Annotated in this window: 21 protein-coding genes; 15 read left to right on the forward strand and 6 right to left on the reverse strand. The window is 73.9% G+C overall.

Annotated features, from left to right (window positions below; all coding sequences use genetic code 11):
- Positions 1-92 precede the first annotated feature (92 nt).
- Positions 93-1,019 carry a helix-turn-helix transcriptional regulator gene (locus tag AC0I8G_RS10870; protein WP_471729923.1) on the forward strand — a complete coding sequence of 309 codons (927 nt, stop codon included), beginning with the start codon at positions 93-95 and terminating at the stop codon, positions 1,017-1,019.
- Between the two features lie 68 nt (positions 1,020-1,087).
- Here the strand turns inward: AC0I8G_RS10870 and AC0I8G_RS10875 are convergent, their stop codons facing one another.
- Positions 1,088-2,197 carry an alpha/beta hydrolase gene (locus AC0I8G_RS10875; RefSeq protein WP_471729924.1) on the reverse strand — a complete coding sequence of 370 codons (1,110 nt, stop codon included), beginning with the start codon at positions 2,195-2,197 and terminating at the stop codon, positions 1,088-1,090.
- Here AC0I8G_RS10875 and AC0I8G_RS10880 point away from each other — a divergent pair.
- Complete coding sequence (locus tag AC0I8G_RS10880; RefSeq protein WP_471729925.1) at positions 2,169-3,149, forward strand: cyclophilin-like fold protein; 981 nt, start codon at positions 2,169-2,171, stop codon at positions 3,147-3,149. The two genes, AC0I8G_RS10875 and AC0I8G_RS10880, sit on opposite strands and share 29 nt — an antisense overlap.
- Before the next feature lie 94 nt (positions 3,150-3,243).
- Positions 3,244-4,458: an MFS transporter gene (locus tag AC0I8G_RS10885; RefSeq protein WP_471729926.1), complete on the forward strand. Its 1,215-nt coding sequence runs from the start codon at positions 3,244-3,246 to the stop codon at positions 4,456-4,458.
- 93 nt (positions 4,459-4,551) lie between these two features.
- Here AC0I8G_RS10885 and AC0I8G_RS10890 read toward each other — a convergent pair whose 3' ends face one another.
- On the reverse strand, positions 4,552-5,325 hold the full coding sequence (locus AC0I8G_RS10890; RefSeq protein ID WP_471729927.1) for a peptidase: 774 nt from the start codon (positions 5,323-5,325) through the stop codon (positions 4,552-4,554).
- Between the two features lie 190 nt (positions 5,326-5,515).
- Here AC0I8G_RS10890 and AC0I8G_RS10895 point away from each other — a divergent pair, with 190 nt between their 5' ends.
- The 6 genes from AC0I8G_RS10895 to AC0I8G_RS10920 all read left to right on the forward strand — a co-directional run bounded on the left by AC0I8G_RS10895 (position 5,516) and on the right by AC0I8G_RS10920 (position 11,493).
- Entirely contained in the window at positions 5,516-6,493 is a 978-nt protein-coding gene (locus tag AC0I8G_RS10895; RefSeq protein WP_471729928.1) for a pyridoxal-phosphate dependent enzyme, read from the forward strand.
- 172 nt (positions 6,494-6,665) lie between these two features.
- Entirely contained in the window at positions 6,666-7,637 is a 972-nt protein-coding gene (locus tag AC0I8G_RS10900; RefSeq protein ID WP_471729929.1) for an AAA family ATPase, read from the forward strand.
- Positions 7,634-8,536 (forward strand): DUF58 domain-containing protein, encoded by a 903-nt coding sequence (locus AC0I8G_RS10905; RefSeq protein WP_471729930.1) that lies wholly within the window; start codon positions 7,634-7,636, stop codon positions 8,534-8,536. The genes AC0I8G_RS10900 and AC0I8G_RS10905 overlap by 4 nt, the downstream gene beginning before the upstream one ends.
- Before the next feature lies 1 nt (position 8,537).
- On the forward strand, positions 8,538-8,987 hold the full coding sequence (locus AC0I8G_RS10910; protein WP_471729931.1) for a hypothetical protein: 450 nt from the start codon (positions 8,538-8,540) through the stop codon (positions 8,985-8,987).
- A complete protein-coding gene (locus AC0I8G_RS10915; protein ID WP_471729932.1) occupies positions 8,984-10,840 on the forward strand; it encodes a VWA domain-containing protein in 1,857 nt (618 codons plus the stop codon). The genes AC0I8G_RS10910 and AC0I8G_RS10915 overlap by 4 nt, the downstream gene beginning before the upstream one ends.
- Complete coding sequence (locus AC0I8G_RS10920) at positions 10,837-11,493, forward strand: hypothetical protein (protein WP_471729933.1); 657 nt, start codon at positions 10,837-10,839, stop codon at positions 11,491-11,493. Before AC0I8G_RS10915 ends, AC0I8G_RS10920 begins: the two co-directional genes overlap by 4 nt.
- Before the next feature lie 25 nt (positions 11,494-11,518).
- Here AC0I8G_RS10920 and AC0I8G_RS10925 read toward each other — a convergent pair whose 3' ends face one another.
- Complete coding sequence (locus AC0I8G_RS10925) at positions 11,519-12,358, reverse strand: DUF4232 domain-containing protein (RefSeq protein ID WP_471729934.1); 840 nt, start codon at positions 12,356-12,358, stop codon at positions 11,519-11,521.
- 125 nt (positions 12,359-12,483) lie between these two features.
- Between AC0I8G_RS10925 and AC0I8G_RS10930 the strand changes: the two genes are divergently transcribed.
- Both AC0I8G_RS10930 and AC0I8G_RS10935 read left to right on the forward strand, forming a co-directional pair.
- Positions 12,484-13,191 (forward strand): response regulator transcription factor, encoded by a 708-nt coding sequence (locus tag AC0I8G_RS10930; protein ID WP_328292843.1) that lies wholly within the window; start codon positions 12,484-12,486, stop codon positions 13,189-13,191.
- 1 nt (position 13,192) lies between these two features.
- Positions 13,193-14,209 carry a sensor histidine kinase gene (locus AC0I8G_RS10935; protein ID WP_471729935.1) on the forward strand — a complete coding sequence of 339 codons (1,017 nt, stop codon included), beginning with the start codon at positions 13,193-13,195 and terminating at the stop codon, positions 14,207-14,209.
- 31 nt (positions 14,210-14,240) lie between these two features.
- Here AC0I8G_RS10935 and AC0I8G_RS10940 read toward each other — a convergent pair whose 3' ends face one another.
- Positions 14,241-14,525 (reverse strand): KTSC domain-containing protein, encoded by a 285-nt coding sequence (locus tag AC0I8G_RS10940; protein ID WP_380260800.1) that lies wholly within the window; start codon positions 14,523-14,525, stop codon positions 14,241-14,243.
- Between the two features lie 341 nt (positions 14,526-14,866).
- Here AC0I8G_RS10940 and AC0I8G_RS10945 point away from each other — a divergent pair, with 341 nt between their 5' ends.
- The 3 genes from AC0I8G_RS10945 to AC0I8G_RS10955 all read left to right on the forward strand — a co-directional run bounded on the left by AC0I8G_RS10945 (position 14,867) and on the right by AC0I8G_RS10955 (position 19,016).
- Complete coding sequence (locus tag AC0I8G_RS10945; protein WP_471729936.1) at positions 14,867-16,609, forward strand: ATP-binding SpoIIE family protein phosphatase; 1,743 nt, start codon at positions 14,867-14,869, stop codon at positions 16,607-16,609.
- A 147-nt stretch (positions 16,610-16,756) separates the two neighbouring features.
- Positions 16,757-18,178 (forward strand): MDR family MFS transporter, encoded by a 1,422-nt coding sequence (locus tag AC0I8G_RS10950; protein ID WP_471729937.1) that lies wholly within the window; start codon positions 16,757-16,759, stop codon positions 18,176-18,178.
- Between the two features lie 40 nt (positions 18,179-18,218).
- The gene (locus tag AC0I8G_RS10955; protein ID WP_471729938.1) at positions 18,219-19,016 is read left to right on the forward strand and encodes a thioesterase family protein; all 798 of its coding nucleotides are present in this window, start codon (positions 18,219-18,221) and stop codon (positions 19,014-19,016) included.
- Positions 19,017-19,059: 43 nt separating this feature from the next.
- On the opposite strand, the gene AC0I8G_RS10960 is transcribed toward AC0I8G_RS10955, so the two are convergent.
- A complete protein-coding gene (locus AC0I8G_RS10960; protein WP_471729939.1) occupies positions 19,060-20,130 on the reverse strand; it encodes a cell wall-binding repeat-containing protein in 1,071 nt (356 codons plus the stop codon).
- Positions 20,131-20,340: 210 nt separating this feature from the next.
- Here AC0I8G_RS10960 and AC0I8G_RS10965 point away from each other — a divergent pair, with 210 nt between their 5' ends.
- Positions 20,341-21,540, forward strand: a complete 1,200-nt coding sequence (locus tag AC0I8G_RS10965) for an MFS transporter (protein ID WP_471729940.1) — start codon at positions 20,341-20,343, stop codon at positions 21,538-21,540.
- A gap of 21 nt (positions 21,541-21,561) precedes the next feature.
- Here AC0I8G_RS10965 and AC0I8G_RS10970 read toward each other — a convergent pair.
- On the reverse strand, positions 21,562-21,953 hold a 392-nt coding region (locus AC0I8G_RS10970; RefSeq protein ID WP_471729941.1), incomplete at its 5' end, for a pentapeptide repeat-containing protein.

The following is a 21,953-nucleotide window of genomic DNA, read 5'->3' on the forward strand; positions in this document are numbered from 1 at the left end:
TGCCCTGGTGAGGGGTTCACCGGCAGTACACCCCTCGCCAGGGTGCGCCTGCGGGGTGTCTGCGAGCGCCGGGAGCACCTACCGTCGCCACCATGGACAACCGCGCCGAGGTCCGCGACTTCCTCACCACCCGCCGGGCCAAGGTCACCCCGGCCCAGGTCGGTCTGCCCGACGCCGGTCAGCGCCGGGTGCCCGGGCTGCGCCGGGCCGAGGTGGCGTCCCTGGCCGGGGTCAGCGTCGAGTACTACGCGAAGCTCGAGCGCGGTGCGCTCGGCGGGGTGTCCGCCTCGGTGCTCGAGGGGCTGGCCCGGGCGCTGCGACTGGACGACGCCGAACGCACGCACCTGTTCGCCCTCGCCCAGGCCGCCGACGGAACCTCCGCGCTGGCTCGTCCCCGGCGACGGTCCACGACGCGCTGGACGCCGCGTCCCAGTCTGCAGTGGACGCTGGAGGCGATCACCGTGCCGGCGATCGTGGTCAGCGGACGGATGGACCTGCTGGCGGCGAACACGATCGGAGCGGCCATGCACTCCTCGGTGTACGAGTCCGCCCACGCCTCCGTCGCCGGCGCGTCCCCGAACTTCGCCCGCTACACCTTCCTCGATCCCGACTCCCACCGCTTCTACCCGCACTGGGACGTCGCCGCCGCGATCGCGGTCGCCATCCTGCGCACCACGGCCGGGGCCGACCCCCGAGACAAGGAGATGCACGACCTGGTGGGGGAGTTGTCCACCCGCAGCGAGGAGTTCCGTCGGCTGTGGGGGACCCACGACGTCCGCCACCACGGTTCGGGGACGAAGACCTTCAACCACACGGCCGTCGGTGACCTCGAACTGGCCTACGAATCCACCTCGATGGTCTCCGAACCGGGTCTCACCCTGACCATCTACGCGGCGGAGCCGAGCAGCGTCACCGCGGAACGGCTGCAGCTCCTCGGGTCGTGGGCCGCGACCCGCCTCGAAGCCCGGGAACCCGCCTCCGCCCGGCACGAGGCGTCGCAGAGCCTCGAGCAGCGGTAGACCGACCCGGGCGCGCTCACGTTCCCCGTCGTCCCCCCGAGCGTGGCCCCAGGGGGAGGACGTGGGGATCAGAGGTGTTCGTGGAAGAACCCCGCGAGCCTGTCCCAGGGGATCAGGTCGACCCGGTCGTAGAGGTCGACGTGCCCGGCGCCGGGGACGATGAGCAGTTCCCTGGGTTCCGGGGCCTGCGCGTAGGCGTCCTCGGTGTAGTAGCGCGAGTGCGCGTCCTCACCGGCGACGAGCAGCAGGGGGCGGGGTGCGGTGAGTTCGAGCTGGGCCAGCGGCATGAAACCGGTGATGGCGCCGAGACTGGTGAGGGACAACGCGTGCGAACGCGGGTGGGCACCCCGCGGCGTCGTGTAGTAGGCGGCGAACTCGTCGGCCGCCGCCTGCTGGGAGGGTTTCAGCGCCACGGCGTCGCCGCCTCCGTAGCGCACCTCGGCGCCCTCGTACTCCGCCCACCGCTGTTCGGCGGCCTCGGCGAGGGCGAGCTGTCGTTCCTCGACGGTGTTGACCTCGCTCGGGACCGGTGCGTACCCCAGACCGTCCCGGTAGGCGCGGCCCATGTCGTACATGCTCACGGTGGCGACCGCCTTGAGGCGCGGGTCGACCTGAGCTGCGGAGAGGGCGAAACCTCCGCTGGCACAGACACCGAGGACGCCGATCCGGTCCCGGTCCACGGAGGGGCGGGTACCGAGGTGGTCGACGGCCGCGCTGAAGTCCTCGACGAAGGCCTCGAGGGAGGCGATGTGGCGGGGCCACCCGCTGCTCTCACCGTTGTAGGAGGCGTCGGGAGCGAGCGTGACGAAACCACGTTCGGCCATGGTCTGCGCGTACAGCCCGGAGGTCTGCTCCTTCACCCCGCCGAAGGGGTGCCCCACCACGAGGGCCGGCGCCGGCCCGACGAGGTCCAGGGGACGGTAGAGGTCGGCGACCAGTTCGATGCCGATCCGGTTGGTGAAGGTCACCTTCTGGTGGTCGACGGCCGCGCTCCGGGGGAACGTCTTGTCCCACGTGTCCTCCGGCGCGGGTTCCTCTGCGTGGGCCGCGGTCGAACTCGGAACCGTCGCGAGAGTTCCGGCCGCTGCGGCCACGCCGCTCATCGTCAGGACGCGGCGACGGGAGAAACCCGGCGGGAGCAGTTCGGCGGTGTCGGACTCGTGGGACGTCGAGGTCATGATGGCCTTCCTGGAGTTCGCGGAACGTCGAGCTCCCATCGAAGGTCGGTCGTGGTGGCGGGAGAAGTCCCTGCGGGTAGAGGTACTGCTGGGGTACCCCTGGTGGGGCGCGCCGGGACGGCGGGTCAGCTTGGATCGTGGGGATGCCCGTCCGGTCGTGCCCGCCCACCAGTTCCCCCGGAGTCCCGTGCCGACACCTCCACCCGTCTCGACCCTCGTCGAACGACCTTCCCCCCGGGCAGCCCTCGGCGTGCTGACCCGCTCCTGGCCTCGCAAGCGCCTGTCGATCACGGGGATCCTCGCCTTCCTCCTCGCCACCACGGTCACGGCCCTCTCCGGTGGAGTGACGCCGTCCCTGGTCTCGCGGTTCGTCGCAGGGGGTCGTTCGGGAACGTCGAGGGGGAGGAGGCGAGCGTGGGCCCTGCTGATCGCGGTGGTCCTCCTGACCGGTGCGGCGGTGACCTCCTGCAGTTCGCCGCAACCGATCGCCGCGCCGGGCAGCGATCAGATCACGGGGTCGCCCGGTGGTTCGCCTGGCAGTTCACTGGGCGGTGCCACCACCGTGACGCTTCCCGCCACGACCGACGTGGTGGGCACGGTCGTGCGCTTCACCTCCCCGCGGACGAGCGTCGACGTGACGATCGGGGAGGACAGCCCCGCGACCCGGGACTTCCTCTCGATGCTGCCGTTGACGCTCCCGGTGGAGGACCTCGCGGGGCGGGAGAAGATCAGCTACCTCCCCCGTGAGCTGGACCACGCCGGGTCCCCGGGGTCCGATCCCGAGGACGGCGATCTCATCTACTTCACCCCCTGGGGGAACCTGGGGTTCTACTACGACGCCTCCGGCGTCGAGTACGCCGACGACACGCTGCACCTCGGGACCTACCAGGCCTCGGCGGAACAGCTCGAACTGCTGGAGGGCGGTGCGGTGAGCGTCGACGTCGTGCCGTGACCTGCGCCACCGGGCCGGTGTCGTCCCCTGAGGTGCCCTGACAGGGAACCCCGGAGTGCGGTGGACGCCGGACGTCCGCGGTTACGGTGGGTCCGTGCCTCGACTGCGAACCCGCGGAGCCCGACGGAGTTCCCCAGCGGCGACGACCCCTGCGGAGGGTTTCCCCCTGACGGCGCTCCTGGTGATGGCGGTGACGGGTTTCCTGCTCATCGCCACCGAGACGATGCCCGCCGGGCTGCTCCCGGAGATCGCCGCGGGGATGGGGGTCAGCGAGGGACTGGCGGGGCAGTACGTCAGCAGCTACGCCCTGGGAACCGTCGTCTGCGCCGTCCCGGCCGCTGCGCTGACCCGGGGGGTCGGACGCCGGAAGGTGCTGCTCGTCACGGTCGGGGTGTTCCTGCTGGCCAACTCCGTCGTCGCGGTGTCCAGCGACCTCGTCCTGACCCTGGTGATGCGTTTCGTGTGCGGGGCGTGCTCGGGTCTGCTCTGGGGGATGCTGGCCGGCTACGCCCGGCGGATCTCCTCGCCCGCCTCGGCGGGCCGGGCCCTGTCGATCGCCTCCCTGGGAACTCCGGTCGGCCTGGCCGTCGGTACCCCGTTCGGTTCCTGGCTGGGGGCTTCGTTCGGCTGGCGGTGGTCGTTCCTGCTCGCGTCCGCGCTGGCCCTGGTGATCGTGGTGGTGGGTCGGTTCGTCCTGCCCGACGCGCCCGGAGGGCGACCCGAGGCGCAGCTGCCGTTGCGCCGGGTGCTGCGCATCCCGGGGGTCGCGCCGATCCTGGTCGTCATCCCCCTGTGGATGCTCGCGCACAACACGATGTACACCTACGTGTCCGCGTACCTGCGGGCGGTTTCCGTGCCGTTGCCGGTGGACCGGGTGCTGGTCCTCTTCGGGGTCTGCGCCCTCGTCGGTCTCCTCCTGACGGGCGCACTCATCGACCGGGCGCTGCGGCCGCTGGTCCTGGGCAGCCTCGTGACGTTCCTCCTCGCCGGAGGCGTCTTCCTCGTGGCCGGGGGTTCCCGGGCTGCGGTGCTCGCCGCCGTCGTCGCCTGGGGTCTCGCCTTCGGCGGCGCGGCCGCTCAGCTGCAGACGGCGATGGCCCACGCGGCGGGGGAGAACGCCGACGTCGCGAACTCCTTCATCGGGGTGGCCTTCAACCTCGCCATCGCCGGCGCCGGGGTCTTCGGCGCGGTGCTCATCGGCGGTGGCTCGGCCGGTTCCACCCTGCCCCTGCTCATGGTCGTCCTCGCGGGCGCGGCGCTGCTCGTCGTGGCGCTCGCGCGCCGGCACGCCTTCCCGGCGCGGGGTTGACGCGACGACAGCCGACCCCCTGAGCGCCGCCGGGTCCGCGCGTCCCCTCCGGCGCGCGGACCCGACGGTGCTCCGGTCGGCCGGAGCGGGAGGTCAGCCGCGGGGGATGGACAGCGACAGGGTGTAGGTGGCACCCGACGGGATCTGCAGGTCGAGGCGGTAGGAACCGTTCTGCGGCAGGGTGATCGTCGCGCGGCCCTGGTCTTCGCTCATGCTGGTGTGCAGCGGCGACCCGTCGGGGGCTACCAGGGACCAGGTGCCCTTCCCGGAGACGTCCTGGAACGTCACGACCGCGCGCTGACCGGCGGTGGCGTCGAAGTGGAAGTGCGCGGCACCGGTCGTGCCGACCCCACCGGTGATGGTCGTCGACGTCGTCCCGGGAGCGAAGCGGATCTTCTGGCCCGCGGCGGTCTGTGCGGCGCTCGTCGCGGCCGTGCCCGACGCCGCACCACCCGACGTCGCTGCGGGGATCGCGACCGACAGGTCGTAGCTGGCGGAGCGGGTGGAGACGATGTCGACGTAGTACGTGCCGCTCTCGGGCAGGCGGTAGGTGAAGTCGCTCTGGCGCGGGCTGTGCGCGTTGTGCACCGACGGCCCGGTCGGCCCCACCAGGGTCCAGGTCATGGCCGACGTGCTGCGGGAGAGGTGGAACGTCGCCGTCTGCCCGGCGCGGGCCTGGAAGGTGTAGCGGCGGTCGCCGTTCGCCGCGACGTGACCGCTGACGCGGGCCGAGGTCGCGCCGTGGGCGAAGTGGATGGGCGTGGCCGTGGGAACGGCCGGGGTGGAGGACGCGGACGCAGCGCCGGCGCCGGCGATCCCGGCGGCGGCGACGAGTGCGGCGGCGGCGACGGTGATCTTCGTACGCATGGTGTTTCTCCTAGGACGGTTCGGTCCGGGGACCGGTGTCGTGGTCGCCGTTGCGGCCACGTCCAGAACGTTAGGGATCCGGTGTGGCACCGTGGTGTCGGCGCCGACACCGTTCCGGCACTGCGTGTGTCGAGTTCGACACACGGCCCACGAGGTCGACGACCGCGCAGGTCGTCACGGAGGAGACGCGGTGCCCGAGCACCTTCCCGCCACGGTCCACCAGCCGGTCGTCCTGGGGTCCTGGCCGACCCCGCTGGAACCCGCGCCGCGCCTCGCGCAGGCCCTGGGTCTCGGACCGGAGGACCTCTGGGTGAAGCGCGACGACCTCATCGGGCTCGGGGGCGGCGGCAACAAGGTCCGCAAGCTGGAACACACCCTGGGCGCCGCCCTGGCGGCCGGGGCTGCGGCGGTCGTCACCAGCGGAGCTCCGCAGAGCAACCACGCCCGGCTGACCGCGGCCGCCGCATCGCGCCTGGGTCTGCAGGCGGTGCTCGTCCTCGAGGGCGACGAACCGGCGGAGGCGCGCGGGAACCTCCTGCTCGACGCCCTGCTGGGCGCGCGCATCGTCTGGGCGGGCGAGGTCGACCCGACGACGCTGGCCGCCCGCGTCGAGCGGGAGGCAGAATCGTTGCGCGAGAACGGTACCCCGACCGAGGTCATCCCCTTCGGGGGGTCGAGCGTGGTCGGGGCCCGCGGCTACGTCGCCGCCGGGGCTGAACTGCTGACCCAGGCGCCCGACCTGACCACCGTCGTCACCGCGATCGGTTCCGGAGGCACCATGGCCGGGCTGGTGCACGCCCTCGGTGTCGACCGCGTGCTCGGGGTCGACACGGGAGCGGTCCAGGACGCGCAGGCCCGGGTCTCCGACCTGGCCCGCGGGTTGGCGCGCGAGGCGGGGACCGCGGACCCGGGTCGGCCCCGGATGCGCCGCGACCAGGTCGGCGAGGGCTACGGCGTGCTCACACCGGCTGTCGCGGAGGCCGTCGCGCTCGTCGCGCGGACCGAGGGCATCGTGCTCGACCCCGTCTACACCGGACGCGCCGCCGCGGGTCTCGTCGCCGCCGTCCGGGCCGGCGACGTCGGGGCGGGCGAGCGCACGGTGCTCCTGCACAGCGGTGGCCTCCCGGGACTGTTCGGCCACCCCCAGGCCCCGGAACTGGTGCGCTGAACCGGGTCCACCGGACCCCGCGCGTGACACCTGCGAAACTCGTGCCGGTCCGGGGCAACCCGCGAGCCCGTCCCGACGTCGTCTCGAACGGGTCACTCGTCCACCCCCCCCGGGCCGGACGACCCGCGCTGGTCGACGTCCGCGACAGCGTTGAGCACCAGCGAGGAGTGTAGTGACCGCCGTACCGAACGACGCACCGAACGACGCCGAACTCGACCGGGCCGCGGTGGTCCTCGCCGAACTCCAGCGCGCGTTCTCCGCCCGGATCGTGGGGCAGCACCGTCTGTTCGAGACGCTCGTCGCCACCCTGGTCGCCGGGGGGCACGTCCTCCTCGAGAGCATGCCCGGTCTGGCCAAGACGACGGCCGCGTCGACGATCGCGAACGCCCTCGGCGGCAGTTTCCGACGGGTCCAGTGCACCCCCGACCTGCTGCCCAGCGACATCGTCGGGACGCAGGTCTACGACGCCGTCCGCGCGGAGTTCACCACCCGCCTGGGCCCGGTCCACGCCAACGTGGTGCTCCTGGACGAGATCAACCGCTCCAGCGCCAAGACCCAGAGCGCGATGCTGGAGGCGATGCAGGAGCACCAGGTCACCATCGCCGGCGTCACCCACCCGCTGCCGCAGCCGTTCTTCGTCGTCGCGACCCAGAACCCGGTGGAGAGCGAGGGGACCTACCCGCTCCCGGAGGCCCAGCTCGACCGGTTCCTGCTGCACGACGTCCTCGACTACCCCAGCGCGGAGGAGGAGGAGGAGATCGTCCGGGCCCACCGGACCGGGTCGACGCCCGACCCGCAGCCGTCCTCGGTCTCCCTCGACGACGTCCGCCTCCTGCAGGACCTCGCCCGCCGCGTGCACGTCGACGTCTCGCTGGTCGGCTACGTCGTGGCGCTCGTGCGGGCCTCCCGGGCGGACCCCGCCACGGAGTTCGGCGCCAGTCCCCGGGCCAGCATCGCCCTCACCAGCGCGGCGCAGGTCCGCGCCCTGGTGCAGGGCCGCGACCACGTGCTGCCGGCCGACGTGCGGGCGCTCGCCCACCGGGCGCTGCGCCACCGGATGGGGCTGACCTTCGAGGCCCTCGCCGAGGACGTCCGCGCCGACGACGTCGTCGACCGGCTCCTCGAGCAGGTCCCCGCCCCGTGACCGCACGTCCTCCCGCCGGTCGGGGGCCCGGACAGGTGTCCCCCCGCCTCGCGGCCCTGCTGGCCATCCCGGCGCACCGGCGCAGCCACGGCCAGCTCGACGGCGACTGGGCGGCGGTCTTCCCCGGTCGCAGCCACGACTTCGACGACCTGCGGCCCTACGTCGAGGGCGACGACGTCCGGGACATCGACTGGTCGGCCACGGCGCGCAACCCCGTGCCCCTGGTCAAGCGCTACGTCGCCCGGCGCGACCAGACCGTCCTCTTCCTCGTCCCCACCGGGGCGGAACTCGCCGCGTCCGGCGTCGGCGGGGAGCCCAAGCTCGTCGCCGCCCGCCTCGTCGTCGAGGTCCTCGCGGGGGTCGCCGAGGCCCGGGGCGACCGCGTCGCGCTGGTCGCCGGACGTCCCGACGCGCTCACCGTCCTCCCCCCGCGCAGGGGGGCCGCCCACCGGGCCCGGGTGGTCTCGTCGCTGACCGCGGCGATCGACGACCCACCCGTCGACGTGGGGACCGTGCTGGAGCGGGCGGCCCGCTACCAGCGGCGACGTGCCGTCGTCGTCGTGGTGGCGGACGACGTCGACGTGGACACCGGGCTCCAGCAGGCCGTCCGGCGACTCTCGATCCGCCACGACGTCCTCTGGGTGACGATCTCCGACGTCGACCCCACCGGGGTGGAGGGAACTCTCGGAGCCCTCGGCGGTCCGCGCCTCCTCCCGGGCCGGGTCCGGCGCACGGCCCGGGTGCGCGCCGCCCACCTGGCCGCCGACCGCGAGCGCCGTCGCCGTGCCGTGAGCCTGTTGCGCCGCAACGGGGTGAGCGTGGGACGGGTCGACGGTCCCCACGGCGTCATGGCGGGTCTGCACGCCCTCGTGCGCGAGCACGCCCGGGCCCGGGGCTGACGTGCTGACCCTCGGTGCGGGTTCCGGAGTGGTGCCGGGTGCGGGAGAACTGCACGCCCCGGTCCCGTTCTGGGGCGGCTGGACCGTGGTCGGGGTGGGGTTGCTGCTCCTCGCTGTCGTGGTCCTCGCCTGGGCCCTGTGGCGCCGCCGCCCCCGACCGGCCCCACCCGAGGACACGGCCACCCGCGACGCCCCCGCCCGGTCCGGGGAGGACCGCCACCGCGCGGCCCGGGAGGCCCTGGCCCGGATCGAGGAGGAGTTCCGGACCGGCACGCTCTCGGCCCGAGACGTGGGCCACCGCACCGCGGCGGTCCTCCGCTCGCTCGAGGTCCCCGCCGACTCCCCGGCGCTGACCGCCTGCCTGCCGTTCCAGTTCGCCCCCCGGCCCCCGGACGACCCCGCGCCGTTGCTGCGGGCCGCTCGGGCCGCGGCCGAGGAGGGCGGGCCGTGACCGAACTGCTGCACCCGTGGGTCCTCGCGGTCGCGCTCCTGCCGGTCGCAGTCCTCTGCGCCGTCGTCGTGCGCCGGGACCGGAGTTCGCGTCGACCCGTGCCCGTGCCCGTGCTCGCCCACGCCGACCGCCTGACGGCGCTACCGGCCTACCGCCGTGCCCACCGACGACACCGCGCCGCGCTGGCGGTGGCGACGGTCGCCGCGGTCGTCGCCGTCCTCGGTTGCGCCGTGCTCACCGCCCGCCCCGTCACCGTGGTCGCGGTGGACCAGGACAGCCGCAGCCGCGACGTCGTCCTCTGCCTGGACGTCTCCTCCTCGATGGCCCCCACCGACGCCGCGGTGCTCGACGCCTTCGCCCGCATCGCCCGGGACAGCCCCGGCGACCGCATCGGTCTCGTGCTCTTCGACAGCCGCCCGGTCCAGGTGTTCCCCCTCACCGACGACGCCGACTACGTCTCCACGCAACTGGCGAAGGTCCGCGCCGCCTACGACACGGCCAACGTCGGCTCACCCGCGTGGGCGGGGACCACGGGCGGGGAGGGGACCTCCGTCATCGGCGACGGCGCCGCGACCTGCGTCAGCGCCTTCGACCGGCTCGACTCACCCCGGTCGCGCTCGGTCGTGCTGGCCACCGACGACATCGCCGGCGGCCCCCAGCGCGTGACGCTCGACGACGTCGGCCGCCTCGCGCTGGCCCGTGGGGTCCGCCTCTACGGCCTCAACCCCGCCGCGCCGACGACGGACACGGCCCGCGCGGCCGCGCAGCGGTTCCAGGCCGCGGTCACCCTCTCGGGCGGGACGTACGCCGAGGTGACCTCGCCCGGCGCCGTCCCGGGCGTCGTCACCGGCCTCCGGGCCCGGGAGGCGGCCCGCGCCACCGGAACCCCGCGCCTCGTGCCGGTCGACGCGTCGCGGAGCGTGGGCGTCGTCCTCGGCGCGGCCGTGCTCGTGCTGCTGGTCGCGCGGGCGCTCGCGGGGACGCGGCGAGCGCGTCGGGGTGGCCTCGTCACGGTCGTGCTGGTCGGGCTGTCGGGCGTGCTGGTCTGGGCGCCGACCGCGCCGGGCGGGACCTCGGCGCTGCGCAGCCGTGACGTCGACGTCTACCTCGTCGTGGACGGGACGCTCAGCATGGCGGCGGAGGACGGCGCGGGCGGTCGCACCCGGCTGAGCGAGGTGCAGGCCGACGTGGGCGAACTGACGCGTCGCTACGCGGGGGCGAGGTTCTCCACCATCGTGTCGAGCGGCACGGCGCTGCAGACGATGCCGCTGACGACCGACACCGCGGCCGCCCTCACGTCGGTCGAGTCGCTGGTCCCCTCCAGCGCGGGGTCCGCGCAGGGCGGCGACCCCCGGCAGGCCTCGGCGTTGCTGTACCGCCTGCTGAGCGCCGGGGCGCGCCAGGCGCCGGGCCGCGCGCAGCTCGTCTTCTACTTCGGGGACGGCGAGGCCACCCGGCCGGCGTCCGCGGGCAGGTTCAGCGCCGACGGGGCCGGCGGCGGGGCCGTCCTGGGCTACGGGACCGCGACGGGTGGCCCGATGCGGGACGCCCCGCTGGTGGGGGGAGAGTCGACGTACGTGCCGGACACCCGACCCGGGCACCTGGGGAACGCGATCTCGCGGGAGGACCGGAAGACGCTGCAGGGCATCGCCGACGAGCTGGGCGTCCCGTTCGTGCAGCGGACCGGGAGCACCGGGTTCGACGCCGTCGTCGCCGACGCCGTCCCCGGCCGGTTGCGACCGGTGCGGGCGGCGCTGGGCAGCGGGACGCCGTTGAGCTGGATCGTGGCGGGGGTGCTGCTGGTCGTCCTGGCCGTGGACGGGGTGCACTGGTGGACCAGGAGGCGATCGTGAGGCCGCGCCGGACAGCCCGTCGCCGGCGACGGGTCCTGCTCGCCGCTCCGCTCGCGGTGGTGTTCCTGCTCGGGGCGGGGAAGGCGCTGAGCCTGAACCCGACCCTGCACCACCGTCCCGAACTCCTCGCCGTCCTCGACGTCGTCGAACCCTGGAAGTCGAGCCTGGCCCGCGGTGACCGCCACTTCGCCGACGGGGACCTGGGGGCCGCGGAGGAGCAGTTCGGCACGGCGCTGGACCGCGCGCCGGACGACGGTGCCCGCTGCCTGGTCCGGGTCAACCTCGCTCTGACGCAGTTCCTGCACGGGCAGGGGACCGTCGGGACGGACCGCCACCAGGGTTTCCGCTCGCTGGCCCAGGCGGTGCAGACGGCCGAGAGCGGGGGAGGTGAGACCTGTGCCGGCACCGACGCGCAGACCCTGGAGGACATCTCCGCGGCGGCGCAGCGGGCGCAGGTCGCCGCACTGGTCGTCGCCCCCTCCGACGGCACCCCGGTGCCGAGCGACCAACCGCAGCAGGCGGTCCCGCCGGACCAGGACGCCCTCGACGCCATCGCCCGCACCGCGCAGCAGTCCGCCGCGGAACGGGCGGCCCAGGCGGCCCGGGACCAGTTCGCCGCCGACGACCAGGAGTCCTCGAGCACACCCTGGTGAGCCCCCGCCGCTGCGGAGGAGGGCTTCAGACGGCCGTGTAGGGGGACTGGGTGAGCGTCCCCTGGTCGCAGACCGGTCCGGTCGACCACGGGACGGCGATCTCCGCGATCTGGTCCGGGGGGATGACGCGCAACGAGGTCGGGACGGCCTCGCAGTCGCCGACCGCGGGTTCTCCCACGGCGGTGTTCGCCGTGGTGGACCAGCTGATCGTCGACCGGGCGGAGCGACCGGGCGTCAGGGTGACCGTCGAGGTGGCCGTGCCGGAACGGACCTGGCGGGAGAGGACGGGGACACCGTCGCTGCGGCCCAGGGAGATCCCGCCGAAACCCCGGACGCGGCAGGTCAGCTCGCTCGTGTTCGTGAGGACCACGGTCGCCGTGGAGGTCCCGGTGCCGGCGGTGACGTCGGACACCTCCCCGACGAGCTGGGCGGTCGTGCACGAGGTCACGGGTGCGGACGCCGTGGGCGCGGGGCTCGGGACCGAGGGCGGGGTGGACCCGGTGGGGCCGGGGCGCGTCGGAACGGGTTGCGTGGGAACGGCCTGCGACGGAACGGTCTGCGTCGGGACGGGTCGCGTCGGGACGGGTGTCGTCGGACCGGGGTTCGTCGGGGACGCCGCGGTGGGGGTCGGGGTGACCGGCGGGGTGGTCGTGGGCGTCGCGGTCGCCGGCGAGCCGCCCGTCGGTGCCGGTCCCGTCACGACGGGATCCCCACCGCCCCGGGGCTGCTCGATGGCCACCCCCACCTCCGGTGCGTGCTGGGAACCGGCTCGCTCCACCGTGAGGTCCACCCCGGCCGAGCACCCCGCGAGCGCCGTCAGCACGGTGAGGCCGACGAGGACCGGGAAGGAGGAGGGGCGCCGCACGTCGCCATCCTAGGAACCGCGGGGACGGCGCGGGAGCGTGTGTCAGGACGGACACACCCGCCACGACCTGGACACACGTCGTCCCGGTCGCCGTCGGGACCCTCGCGACACGGCATCATCGGGGGGTGCCGACCATCCTGCTCGCGGACGACGAGACGGCCATCACGGACAACCTCGCGCCGCTGCTGCGGCGGGCGGGTTTCGAGGTGGTCGTCGCCCACGACGGGGAGGAGGCGTTGAACCGCCTGCGCGCCGGGGCCCCCGACCTCGTGGTCCTCGACGTGATGATGCCCCGCCTGGACGGGCGGGCCGTCCTGCGCCGGTTGCGCGAGGAGCGGTTCGCGACCCCGGTCATCCTGCTCACCCAGGTCGGGGAGTCCAGCGAGCGGGCGATGGCCCTGGAGGAGGGCGCCGACGACTACCTCAACAAGCCGTTCGACCCGCAGGAACTCATGGCCCGCATCCGTGCGGTGCTGCGCCGCCGGGAGGGCGGGGGAGGTGGCGGTCTCGGGCAGTTCCAGCGTCTGCGCAGCGGCAGCGTCCTCCTCGACCGGGTGTCCCAGCGCGTGTGGAAGGACGGCCGGGAGGTCGTGCTCACTCCCCGCGCGACGGCCCTGCTCGCCTACCTCATGACCCACCCCGACGAGGTGATGACCCGCGAGCGGCTGCTGGAGGCCGTGTGGGGGTGGAGCTTCCAGACGTCCACCCGGTCCGTGGACACCCGCATCGCCGAACTGCGGCGCGAACTCGAGGACGACTCCTCCGCCCCGAAACTCATCAGCACCGTCCTGGGCACCGGCTACCGGTTCTCCGGACACGTCGAGAAGGCCTGACGTGACCTCTGCACCACCCGTCCGCACGTCCCGGAAGGAACGGGTCCTGCGGTTCCTGCCGGCTCTCGTCCCGTTGGCGCTGGGTGGTCTGGCCCGGCTCGCCTGGGCCGTCGGGTGGTTCTCGGGCGGGGACGACCGCGTCGTGGTCCGGGCCGGTGCGCGACCCGGTGACTGGTCGCTCTTCCTGGGCGCGGTCCTGTCGGTCGTGCTGCTGCTCCTCCTCCGGGGGGCGCACCGGCAACGGGTCGCCGTTCTCCGCGCCGGGGAACGCGAAGGTGCCCGCGTCGCGGCTCAGGCCACCCGGGACCGGCAACTGCTGCTGGGGCGCCTCGACCACGAGCTCAAGAACCCGCTGACGGCCATCCGGTTGGCGCTGGCGAACGTGAGTGCGGACGATTCCTCTGCACCGCAACGGGACCGGGGACTGGGGAGCATCGACGAGCAGGTTCTGCGCCTGAGTCGCCTGACGGCCGACCTGCGCAAGATCGCGGACGTGGAGACCAGTCCGCTGGCCCGTCGTCCCGTCGACCTGACGGCGTTGCTGGAGGAGGCGGTCGAGGTGGTCGGGGAACAACCCCGCGCCGAGGGGCGCCGCATCAGCCTGGACCTGCCGCGGGCCCCGTGGCCACTGCCCCTGGTTCCCGGTGACGAGGACCTGATCTCGTTGGCGTTGGTGAACCTCGTCGACAACGCCGTCAAGTACACGCCCGTCGGTGGGCGCGTGGAGGTCCGGGGTCGCGAGACCCCGGAGGGGGTTCTGGTGGAGGTGGCGGACACCGGCCAGGGGATCCCCGCGGCGGACCTGCCCCACGTGTGGGACGAGTTGTTCCGCAGTCCCTCCGCCCGGGTGGTGGCGGGCAGCGGGTTGGGGTTGCCGTTGGTCCGGGCGGTCGTGGAACGTCACGGGGGCACCGTGTCGGCGCAGAGCCGGGAGGGGGAGGGGACCGTCGTGCGGATCCTGTTCCCCGTCGCCGAGAACCAGGTGGTCGCGCCCACGCGGAACTCCGTGGAGGGGTGACGCGGAACCCCGCGGACGTCAGGACCGGACGTCAGGGCTGGGCGACGGGGGTGCTGTCGTGGGCGGTGACGAGGACGCCGACCCGGCTCCAGGGGTTCGGGTCGAGCATCGCGCGGAACAACGCCGTCGGGACGTCGTGGTAGTCGTGGAGTTCGCCGGTGTGGAAGGCGACGCGCAGCGTCTGGGTCGCGGGGTCGTAGCCGACGGTGTGGACGGTGTCGCAGACGACGTCGTGCACCTGCGGTGCGTCGCCGTGGAGGGCGTCGTGGGTGAGCATCGTCGTCTCCTCGGGAGTTCCGGCCGAACGGGGGGACACTAGCGGTCATCGTCTGCGTGGATGACCTGGTTGACAAAACTTATGCACTCGGTACCGTTTGGCTCGACCCGGGCGTGAGAGCTCGCGCTTCTCCTTCGGGGGATGGGGATGCCGCGAGAGCTCTCGCGCCCGGGTCGAACGCCCCTGCCGGGGAACCGGTGCCGCGGGCCTCCCCGGCGGACCGGTCCGTCCACGCCGCCGCAGCCGCCGCAGCCGTTGCTGCCGAGTGGTCGGTGTGCTGGAGTGGTGGGCGCGCGGATCCCTCGGCCCGCGCCCGGGCCTGGGAGTGGATGATGTCTGACGGGCAGTCCGAGCAGCCGGGACCAGGGTTCTGGTCCGCGGTGGCGAGACTCGGTCTGGTCCTCAGCGTCGCGTCCACCGTCGAGCAGGTCGTGACCTCGCTCATCGACCTCGGCGTCCCGGCGTTGTCGGCGGCCGGTCTCGGGATCATCACCCGCGCCCAGGACGGTGGCTGGCAGTTGGGGGCCAGCACGTCCTTCGGATCCGTCCTGCGCGCCCGGTTCGACTACGAGCCGTACGACAGCCCGCTGCCCGCGTGTCGCGCGGCCCGGGAGGACGTCGACTTCTTCCTGCCCGACCGGGCGAGCGCCGTCGAGGTCCACCCGCGGATGGCCGAGGTGGTCGACCTCACCGGACGGCCGCGGTGGGCGCTCCTGCCGCTGCGGGTCGGTGCGGAGGTGGTCGGCGCCCTGGCCGTCTCCTGGACGTCGCCCGCTCCGTTCACGGAGGACGAGGAGACGGCGCTGCGGATCTTCGCCGCCCACTGCGCCCCCAGCGTCGAACGGGTCCTCGCCGGCGAGGTGCAGCGGCGCTCGAACCGGGAGACGGAACGGCTCGCCACGGCCCTGCAGCGAGGGGTCGTCACCCGGCTCCCCACCCTCGACGGGCTGGAACTGGCCGTCAGCTACCGGCCCTGCGCCGACGGTGCCGCCATCGGGGGGGACTGGTACGACGTCTTCGCCCGGCGCAACGGCGACGTGGTCGTCGTGGTGGGCGACGTCGCCGGTCACGACCAGGTGGCGGCGTCGACCATGATCCAGCTGCGCGCCATGCTGCGGGGGATCGCCTGGGACAGCGACGACGGCCCGGCACCCCTGCTGGACCGCCTCGACCGGTCGACGGCCGCCCTCGAACCGGGCACCACCGCCACGGCCGTCCTGCTCACCCTGACCCGCCGGGCGGACGCGGGTGTCGACGTGCGCTGGGCGAGCGCAGGTCACCCGCCCCTGCTGCTGCGCCGTCCTGACGGCGTGGTCGAGGTCCTCGGGGGCCACGACGATCCTCTGCTCGGTGTCGACTGGCCGTCGCCGCGCCGGGGGCACCGTCGGCTGCTGTCACCGGGGACGACCCTCGTCGCGGTCACCGACGGAGCCCTGGAGACGCGCGACCACACCCTGGCCGTGGGGGTCGACCACCTCGCGGCCGCTCTGGGCACCGCCGCGGACGTCGGCGCAGGGCCGGGCACGGTGGCGGAACGGACGCGCGACCACCTGGAGGACTCGACGACCTCCCCGCGTCCGCCCGGGGGGTCGGGACCGCGGGACGGCTCGTTCGACCCCGTGGACGACCGGACGCTGCTGGTGGTCCGCGCGCTCCCGACGGCGGTCGTCCCGGGGGTTCCCGGGCACGACGACACCTCCCGCGCCGGGGGTTCCGTCGTGGACGGGGGCAGGACGAGCCGGGTCGTGCTGCTCCGGCCCGAGGCCGCGTCGGCACCGGTGGCGCGTGCCCTCGTCCGGTCGTTGGCCACGACGGGAGGGTGGGGTGAGGACGACGTGGACACGGCGGAACTCCTGGTCAGCGAGCTGGTGGCCAACGCCGTCATCCACGGCCGCAGCGACCTGCGGCTGACCGCCTCGACGACGGCCCACCGGTTGCTGGTCGAGGTCGAGGACGGCAACGAACGGATGCCGGTGCTGCTGCCCGACGACGCGGACGCCCTCTCCGGCCGCGGTCTGCACCTGGTGCAGAACGCCTCGGACGAGTGGGGTTGCCGTCCCGTCGAGGGCCACGGGCCCGCCGGGAAGGTCGTCTGGTTCGCGCTGGACCGGGGGACGCGGTGACCGTTCCCCGCTGAGGAGCCGGGAACGTCACCACCGTCCCACCCGCCACCGGGCCAGACGCCGCCGCAGCTCGTACGGTTGCCCCCGGCACCCGTCGTCCGGCGGGCCGGGGCGGTGACGACCCGGGCCGGACGGAGGAGGAGCTGGATGACGTCGGCGACAGCGGCAGGTGTGGGTTTCCGCTCCGAACGGGGACCGGTGCTCATCGCGGTCATGCTCTCGACCGCCCTCGTGGCGATCGACTCGACCATCATCGCGACCGCCGTGCCCTCGATCGTGCGCAGCATCGGGGGTTTCGCGCAGTTCCCCTGGTTGTTCTCGATCTACCTGCTGGCGCAGGCGGTCACGGTTCCCGTCTACGGCAAGCTGGCCGACCTCTTCGGTCGCAAACCGGTCATGCTCTTCGGGATCGGGTTGTTCCTGCTGGGGTCCGTGCTCTGCGGACTCGCCTGGAACATCGGGGCGCTCATCGCGTTCCGGGCCCTGCAGGGGGTCGGAGCCGGTGCGGTGCAACCGATGTCGTTGACGATCGTGGGTGACCTCTACACCCTGGCCGAACGGGCGAAGGTCCAGGGCTACCTGGCCGGGGTGTGGGCCGTGAGTTCGGTCGTGGGGCCGACGCTGGGTGGGGTCTTCTCCGAGTACGTCAGCTGGCGCTGGATCTTCTTCGTGAACGTCCCGCTCTGCCTCCTCGCCGGAACCGTGGTGTGGCGGCGGTTCCACGAGACCGTCCGGCGCAGCCGGCCGCAGGTCGACTACCTCGGAGCCGCCGTGCTCACCGTCGGCCTCACCCTGCTCGTGCTCGGCCTGCTCGAGGGCGGCCAGGCGTGGGCGTGGGACGCGCCGCCGAGCCTGCTGGTGCTCGGCCTCGGCGTGGTGTTCCTCGTGGTCTTCGTGCAGGTCGAGCGGCGCGCCGCCGAGCCGGTGCTCCCGCTCGATCTGCTGCGGCACCGGTTGATCACCGCGACCAGCCTGGTCTCGGCCTGCGTGGGCGCCGTGCTGCTGGGCCTCACGACCTACGTCCCCACCTACGTCCAGGACGCGCTGGGGGCCGGCCCTCTCGTGGCCGGGTTCGCGCTGGCCGCCCTGACCATCGGGTGGCCGATCTCCGCCTCGCAGGCCGGTCGGCTCTACCTGCGCATCGGGATCCGGGCCACCGCGCTGATCGGGTCGCTCGTCGTGCTCGCCGCCTCGTCGTCGTTGCTGCTGCTGGACGCCACCTCCAGCATCCTCCAGGTCGCCCTGACCTGCTTCGCCATCGGACTGGGGATGGGCGTCACCGCCGCCCCCACGCTCATCGCCGCGCAGTCGGCGGTCGGCTGGGAGCAGCGCGGCGTCGTGACGGGGGTCAACATGTTCTTCCGCTCGCTGGGCAGCGCGGTCGGCGTCGCGGCGTTCGGCGCGGTCGTGAACGCCACCCTCGGGGTGGCCTCCCTCGAGGGCTCCGGGGTCGGCGCGGGTCCGTTGACGCAGGCCGTGCACCACGTCTTCCTCGCGACGGTGGCCGTGGCCGTGCTCCTCCTGGTCGCGGTCGTCTGCATGCCGCGCGGAGACCGTCGGCCCGGCTGAGCCGGAGCGGGTTCCGCTGCGGGGTCTACGATCCGTCGTCGTGACCACCGCACCGGGGACCCCCGCCTACTTCGAGAGGGTCGGCGCGGCAGCGTTCCGGGCGACCGAGCACGTCGGTGGGGGGTGGCGGGAGCACGAGCAGCACATCGCCGCGGCGCTGGGGTTGTCGGTGCACGTCGTCGAACTCGACCGCGACACCCGGCGGGACGACGGCCTGGTCCTCGGCCGGCTCTCCTTCGACATCCTCGGCACGGTGCCCGTCGACGTCGTCGACGCGAGGGTCAGCGTTCTCCGGCCGGGCCGGACGATCGAACTCGTCGAGGCGTTCCTGGCCCACGACGGCCGGGACTTCGTCCGGCTGCGGGCGTGGCTCCTGCGGCCGGGCGACACCGCGGAACTCGGGGGAACCACCCTGCCGCGGATCGCGCCCCCCGAGGAGACGCCGCCCTGGGACGTGACCTCGGTGTGGCCCGGTGGTCTCGTCGCGTCGCTGGAGGTGCGCCGTCGACAACTGGAACCCGGTCGGGCGAGTTCCTGGGTGCGGACCGCGACGGCGCTCGTGGCCGGCGAGGAGGTCAGCGCCCTGGCCGCCACCGCGGGGTTGTTCGACGTCGCGAACGGCATGACCGTGCGGGCGGACCCGCGTGAGGTCGCCTTCCCGAACATCGACCTCACCGCCCACCTGTTCAGGGTTCCGCAGCGCGGGTGGCTGGGTTTCGACACCTCGGTGTCGTTCGGCGCCCACGGCATCGGACTGACCAGCAGCGTCCTGCACGACGAACTGGGGCCCTTCGGAACCCTGGCCCAGGCCCTCACGGTGCGGCCCCTCCACGGCTGAGCCGCGGCGGCGGGGTGGCCCCGGTCGGGACCACCCCGGCGGATCACGAGCAGTTGGTCAGGAGCGATTCCGGGGTCACCGAGGTGGGGCCACCCAGGACGATCTCGCTGCTGATCTGGCTCGTGGAGACGTAGTCGTACAGGGACACCGGGGTGCACGCCTGCGGCAGTAGCAGCATCGGGGCCTGGTTCAGGGCCGCGACCGGAACTCCGGCCAGCGCGTCCGGGAAGTTCTCCCCGGTGGCGATGATCGCGGTGGTGGCGTCGGGGAAGACGCTCGCGGCGACGGCCGCCGCGGTGTCGTAGCGGTCGGCCCCGGCGAGGCGGGTCATCGCGGTGGCGTCGCTGACGTGGGCGGCGAGCTGCGTGGCCACGCCCTCGCTGACCGACGTGGGGCCGCCGACGACGACGGCGGCCTGGAACGTCTGCCCGTTCAACCACGAGGCCACGGGGTCCGGCAGGGTCCCGGGCTCGGTGATCATGAGAGGAACTCCGGCGGCGGCCGCCGCGGCTCCGCCGGAGAGCGCGTCCGGGAACGTGTCGCCCCGGGTGAGGACCACGCCCTTCGCCGCGGGGAAGAACTTCTCCGCGAGGTCGACAGCCGTGTCGTAGCGGGTCGCACCGGCGATGCGTTCGACGGTGGCTCCCGGGGAGGCCGCGGTGATCGCGGCGAGGGTCGTGTCGGAGATGCGGTCGGTACCGCCGACGACGTAGACCTTCGACGGGGTGAGGCGCGTGAGTTCCGCGGCGGTCGCCGCGGGGAGGGAACCGGCCTGGGTCAGCAGCAGCGGCGCGTCCAGGGAGGCCGCCGCGGGTCCTGCGGTCAGGGCGTCGGCGGGGGCCTCACCGCTGGTGACGAAGACAGCCGAACCGGCCGAGGGCTGGAAGGAACCGCGGGCGATGACGGCGGCGGTCTCGTAGCGGTCGGCGCCGGCTGCGCGGACGAGGCCCACGTAGGGGAACGGGGTGCCGACCTTCGGGACGGCCGTGTGCGTGGCGCCCGAGACGCCGGGCTCCGGAGCGGCGGCCTGGGCGGCGGTCCCCGTGAAGGTGCAGGCTCCGAGGAGCGCCGCCCCGGTGAGGGCGGTGAGGGTGAGGCGACGCGCGAGGCGCATGGGGTTTCTTCCTTCGTTCGCGACCGGGCCGGGGGCGACCTCGCCCCCGGTTGATCGCGAAACTAGGACACGGTCCCGGTGAGTTGCTCGAGGAAACCGGATGTTCACCCGGTCAGCGGAACGGGTGGGTGCGGACGCAGCGGTCGACGGGCCCGGATTAGGCTCGCGTCGGTCACGCTGACGACGGCGGACCAGGAGGAGCAACGCCCCGTGCCCGCAACGCCCCCGACCACCGTGAGTCCGCTGCGCGCCCGGAGTGCCGTGGTCACGCTGTTCCTCATCGCCGGCGCGGTCATGGGTGGCTGGTCCGGGCGGATCCCGACGATCAAGCACCAGCTCGGTCTCAGCGACGCGGGGTGGGGACTCGTGGTGCTGGCTCAACCGGCGGGGACGTTGCTCGCCCTGCTGGTGCTGACGCGGGTCATCTCCCGCACCGGCCCGCGTGCGCTGGCCCTGCCCGGGGCCGTGCTGCTGCTCGTCGTGGTCCCGCTGGCCGCGGCCTCGCCGTCGCCGGCGTTCCTGGTCCCGGCGCTGGCGCTGCAGGGGTTGGCGACGGGTCTGCTGTTCAGCCCGATGAACGCCCTCGCCGTCACCGTCGAGCGCCGCTACGGCCGCAGCATCATGTCCTCCTTCCACGCCTGGTTCAGCGTCGGGCAGCTGGGGGGTGGTCTCGCCGGGGCCCTCGCCGGTCACCTCGGGACCGATCCGTGGGTGCAGATCGCGATCTGCGACCTGGTCCTCGCCGTCGTCCTCTGCGTCACGGCGACGGCCCTGCCCCGGGGGGCCGAGGCTCCCCTCGCCGGGGGATCCGGCCCGGCCCCCCGGCGGGCACGGCCGACCCGGCAGATCCTCCTGCTGGCGGGCCTCGCCCTCCTCGCCGCCGTCACCGAAGGCTCTGCGGTGCAGTGGAGCGCCCAGTACTCCGTCTCGCTGGGCGCCACCGTCGCCACGGGTTCCCTGACCCTGGTCTGCTACTCGCTGGCGATCGCGCTGACGCGGTCGTTCGGGGACCGCCTCGTCGACCGCTTCGGCCGGGTGCGGTTCATCCGGTTCTCGGCGACGGTGACCGCGACGGGGGTGCTGCTGGCCGTCCTGACCGGCTCGGTCCCCCTGGCCCTCGTGGGTTTCGCCCTCGTCGGCCTGGGGTGCGCTTGCGTGTTCCCGACCATCATGGGTCTGGCCGGGAACCAGCCCGACGTGCCCGCCGGACGGGCGGTCGCGCTGGTCAACCTGGGCGAGTGGCCGGCGTTCTTCCTCGGGCCGCCGGTCATCGGCCTCGTCGCCGAACTGTCCTCCCTGCGGGTGGCGCTGGGCCTCCTCGTCGTGACGTCGGCGTTCGTCGCCGTCCTGGCCGGGCGGATCCGTGTCCCCGAGCCCGCCCACGTGGGCGGAGTTCCCAGGGAGCGGTGACGCAGGCGCTCTCCCGGTGCCCTACCTCCCGGTGACGCCGACCAGGACGGCTCCGTCGAAGGTGTGCGCGTCCCACTTCGCCTGGGTGAGGTCTACCCCGGTCAGGACCGCGCCGTGGAAGCTGGTGCCCCGCAGGTCCGCGTGGGAGAGGTCGACCGCGACGAGCCGGGTGAGGTCGAGGTCGGCCGTCCGCAGGTCGGTGTGGCTCAGGTCGAGGTCGTGCAACGTGGCGCCGGTGAGGTCCGCCCCCTGCAGCTTCGCTCCGCGCCAGTTCCCGGTGAGGGTCTGCAGCCGCAGGTCGCACCCGCGCAGGTCCTTGTCCTCGAGCCGGGTGGCGCCGTGGTGGGCCGCGGAGCAGGAGTCCGTCGCGGTGGGGGAGGCGGTGGGTGAGGCCGTGGGTGAGGCCGTGGGGG

It is taken from the genome of Kineococcus sp. AC630, assembly GCF_979255925.1.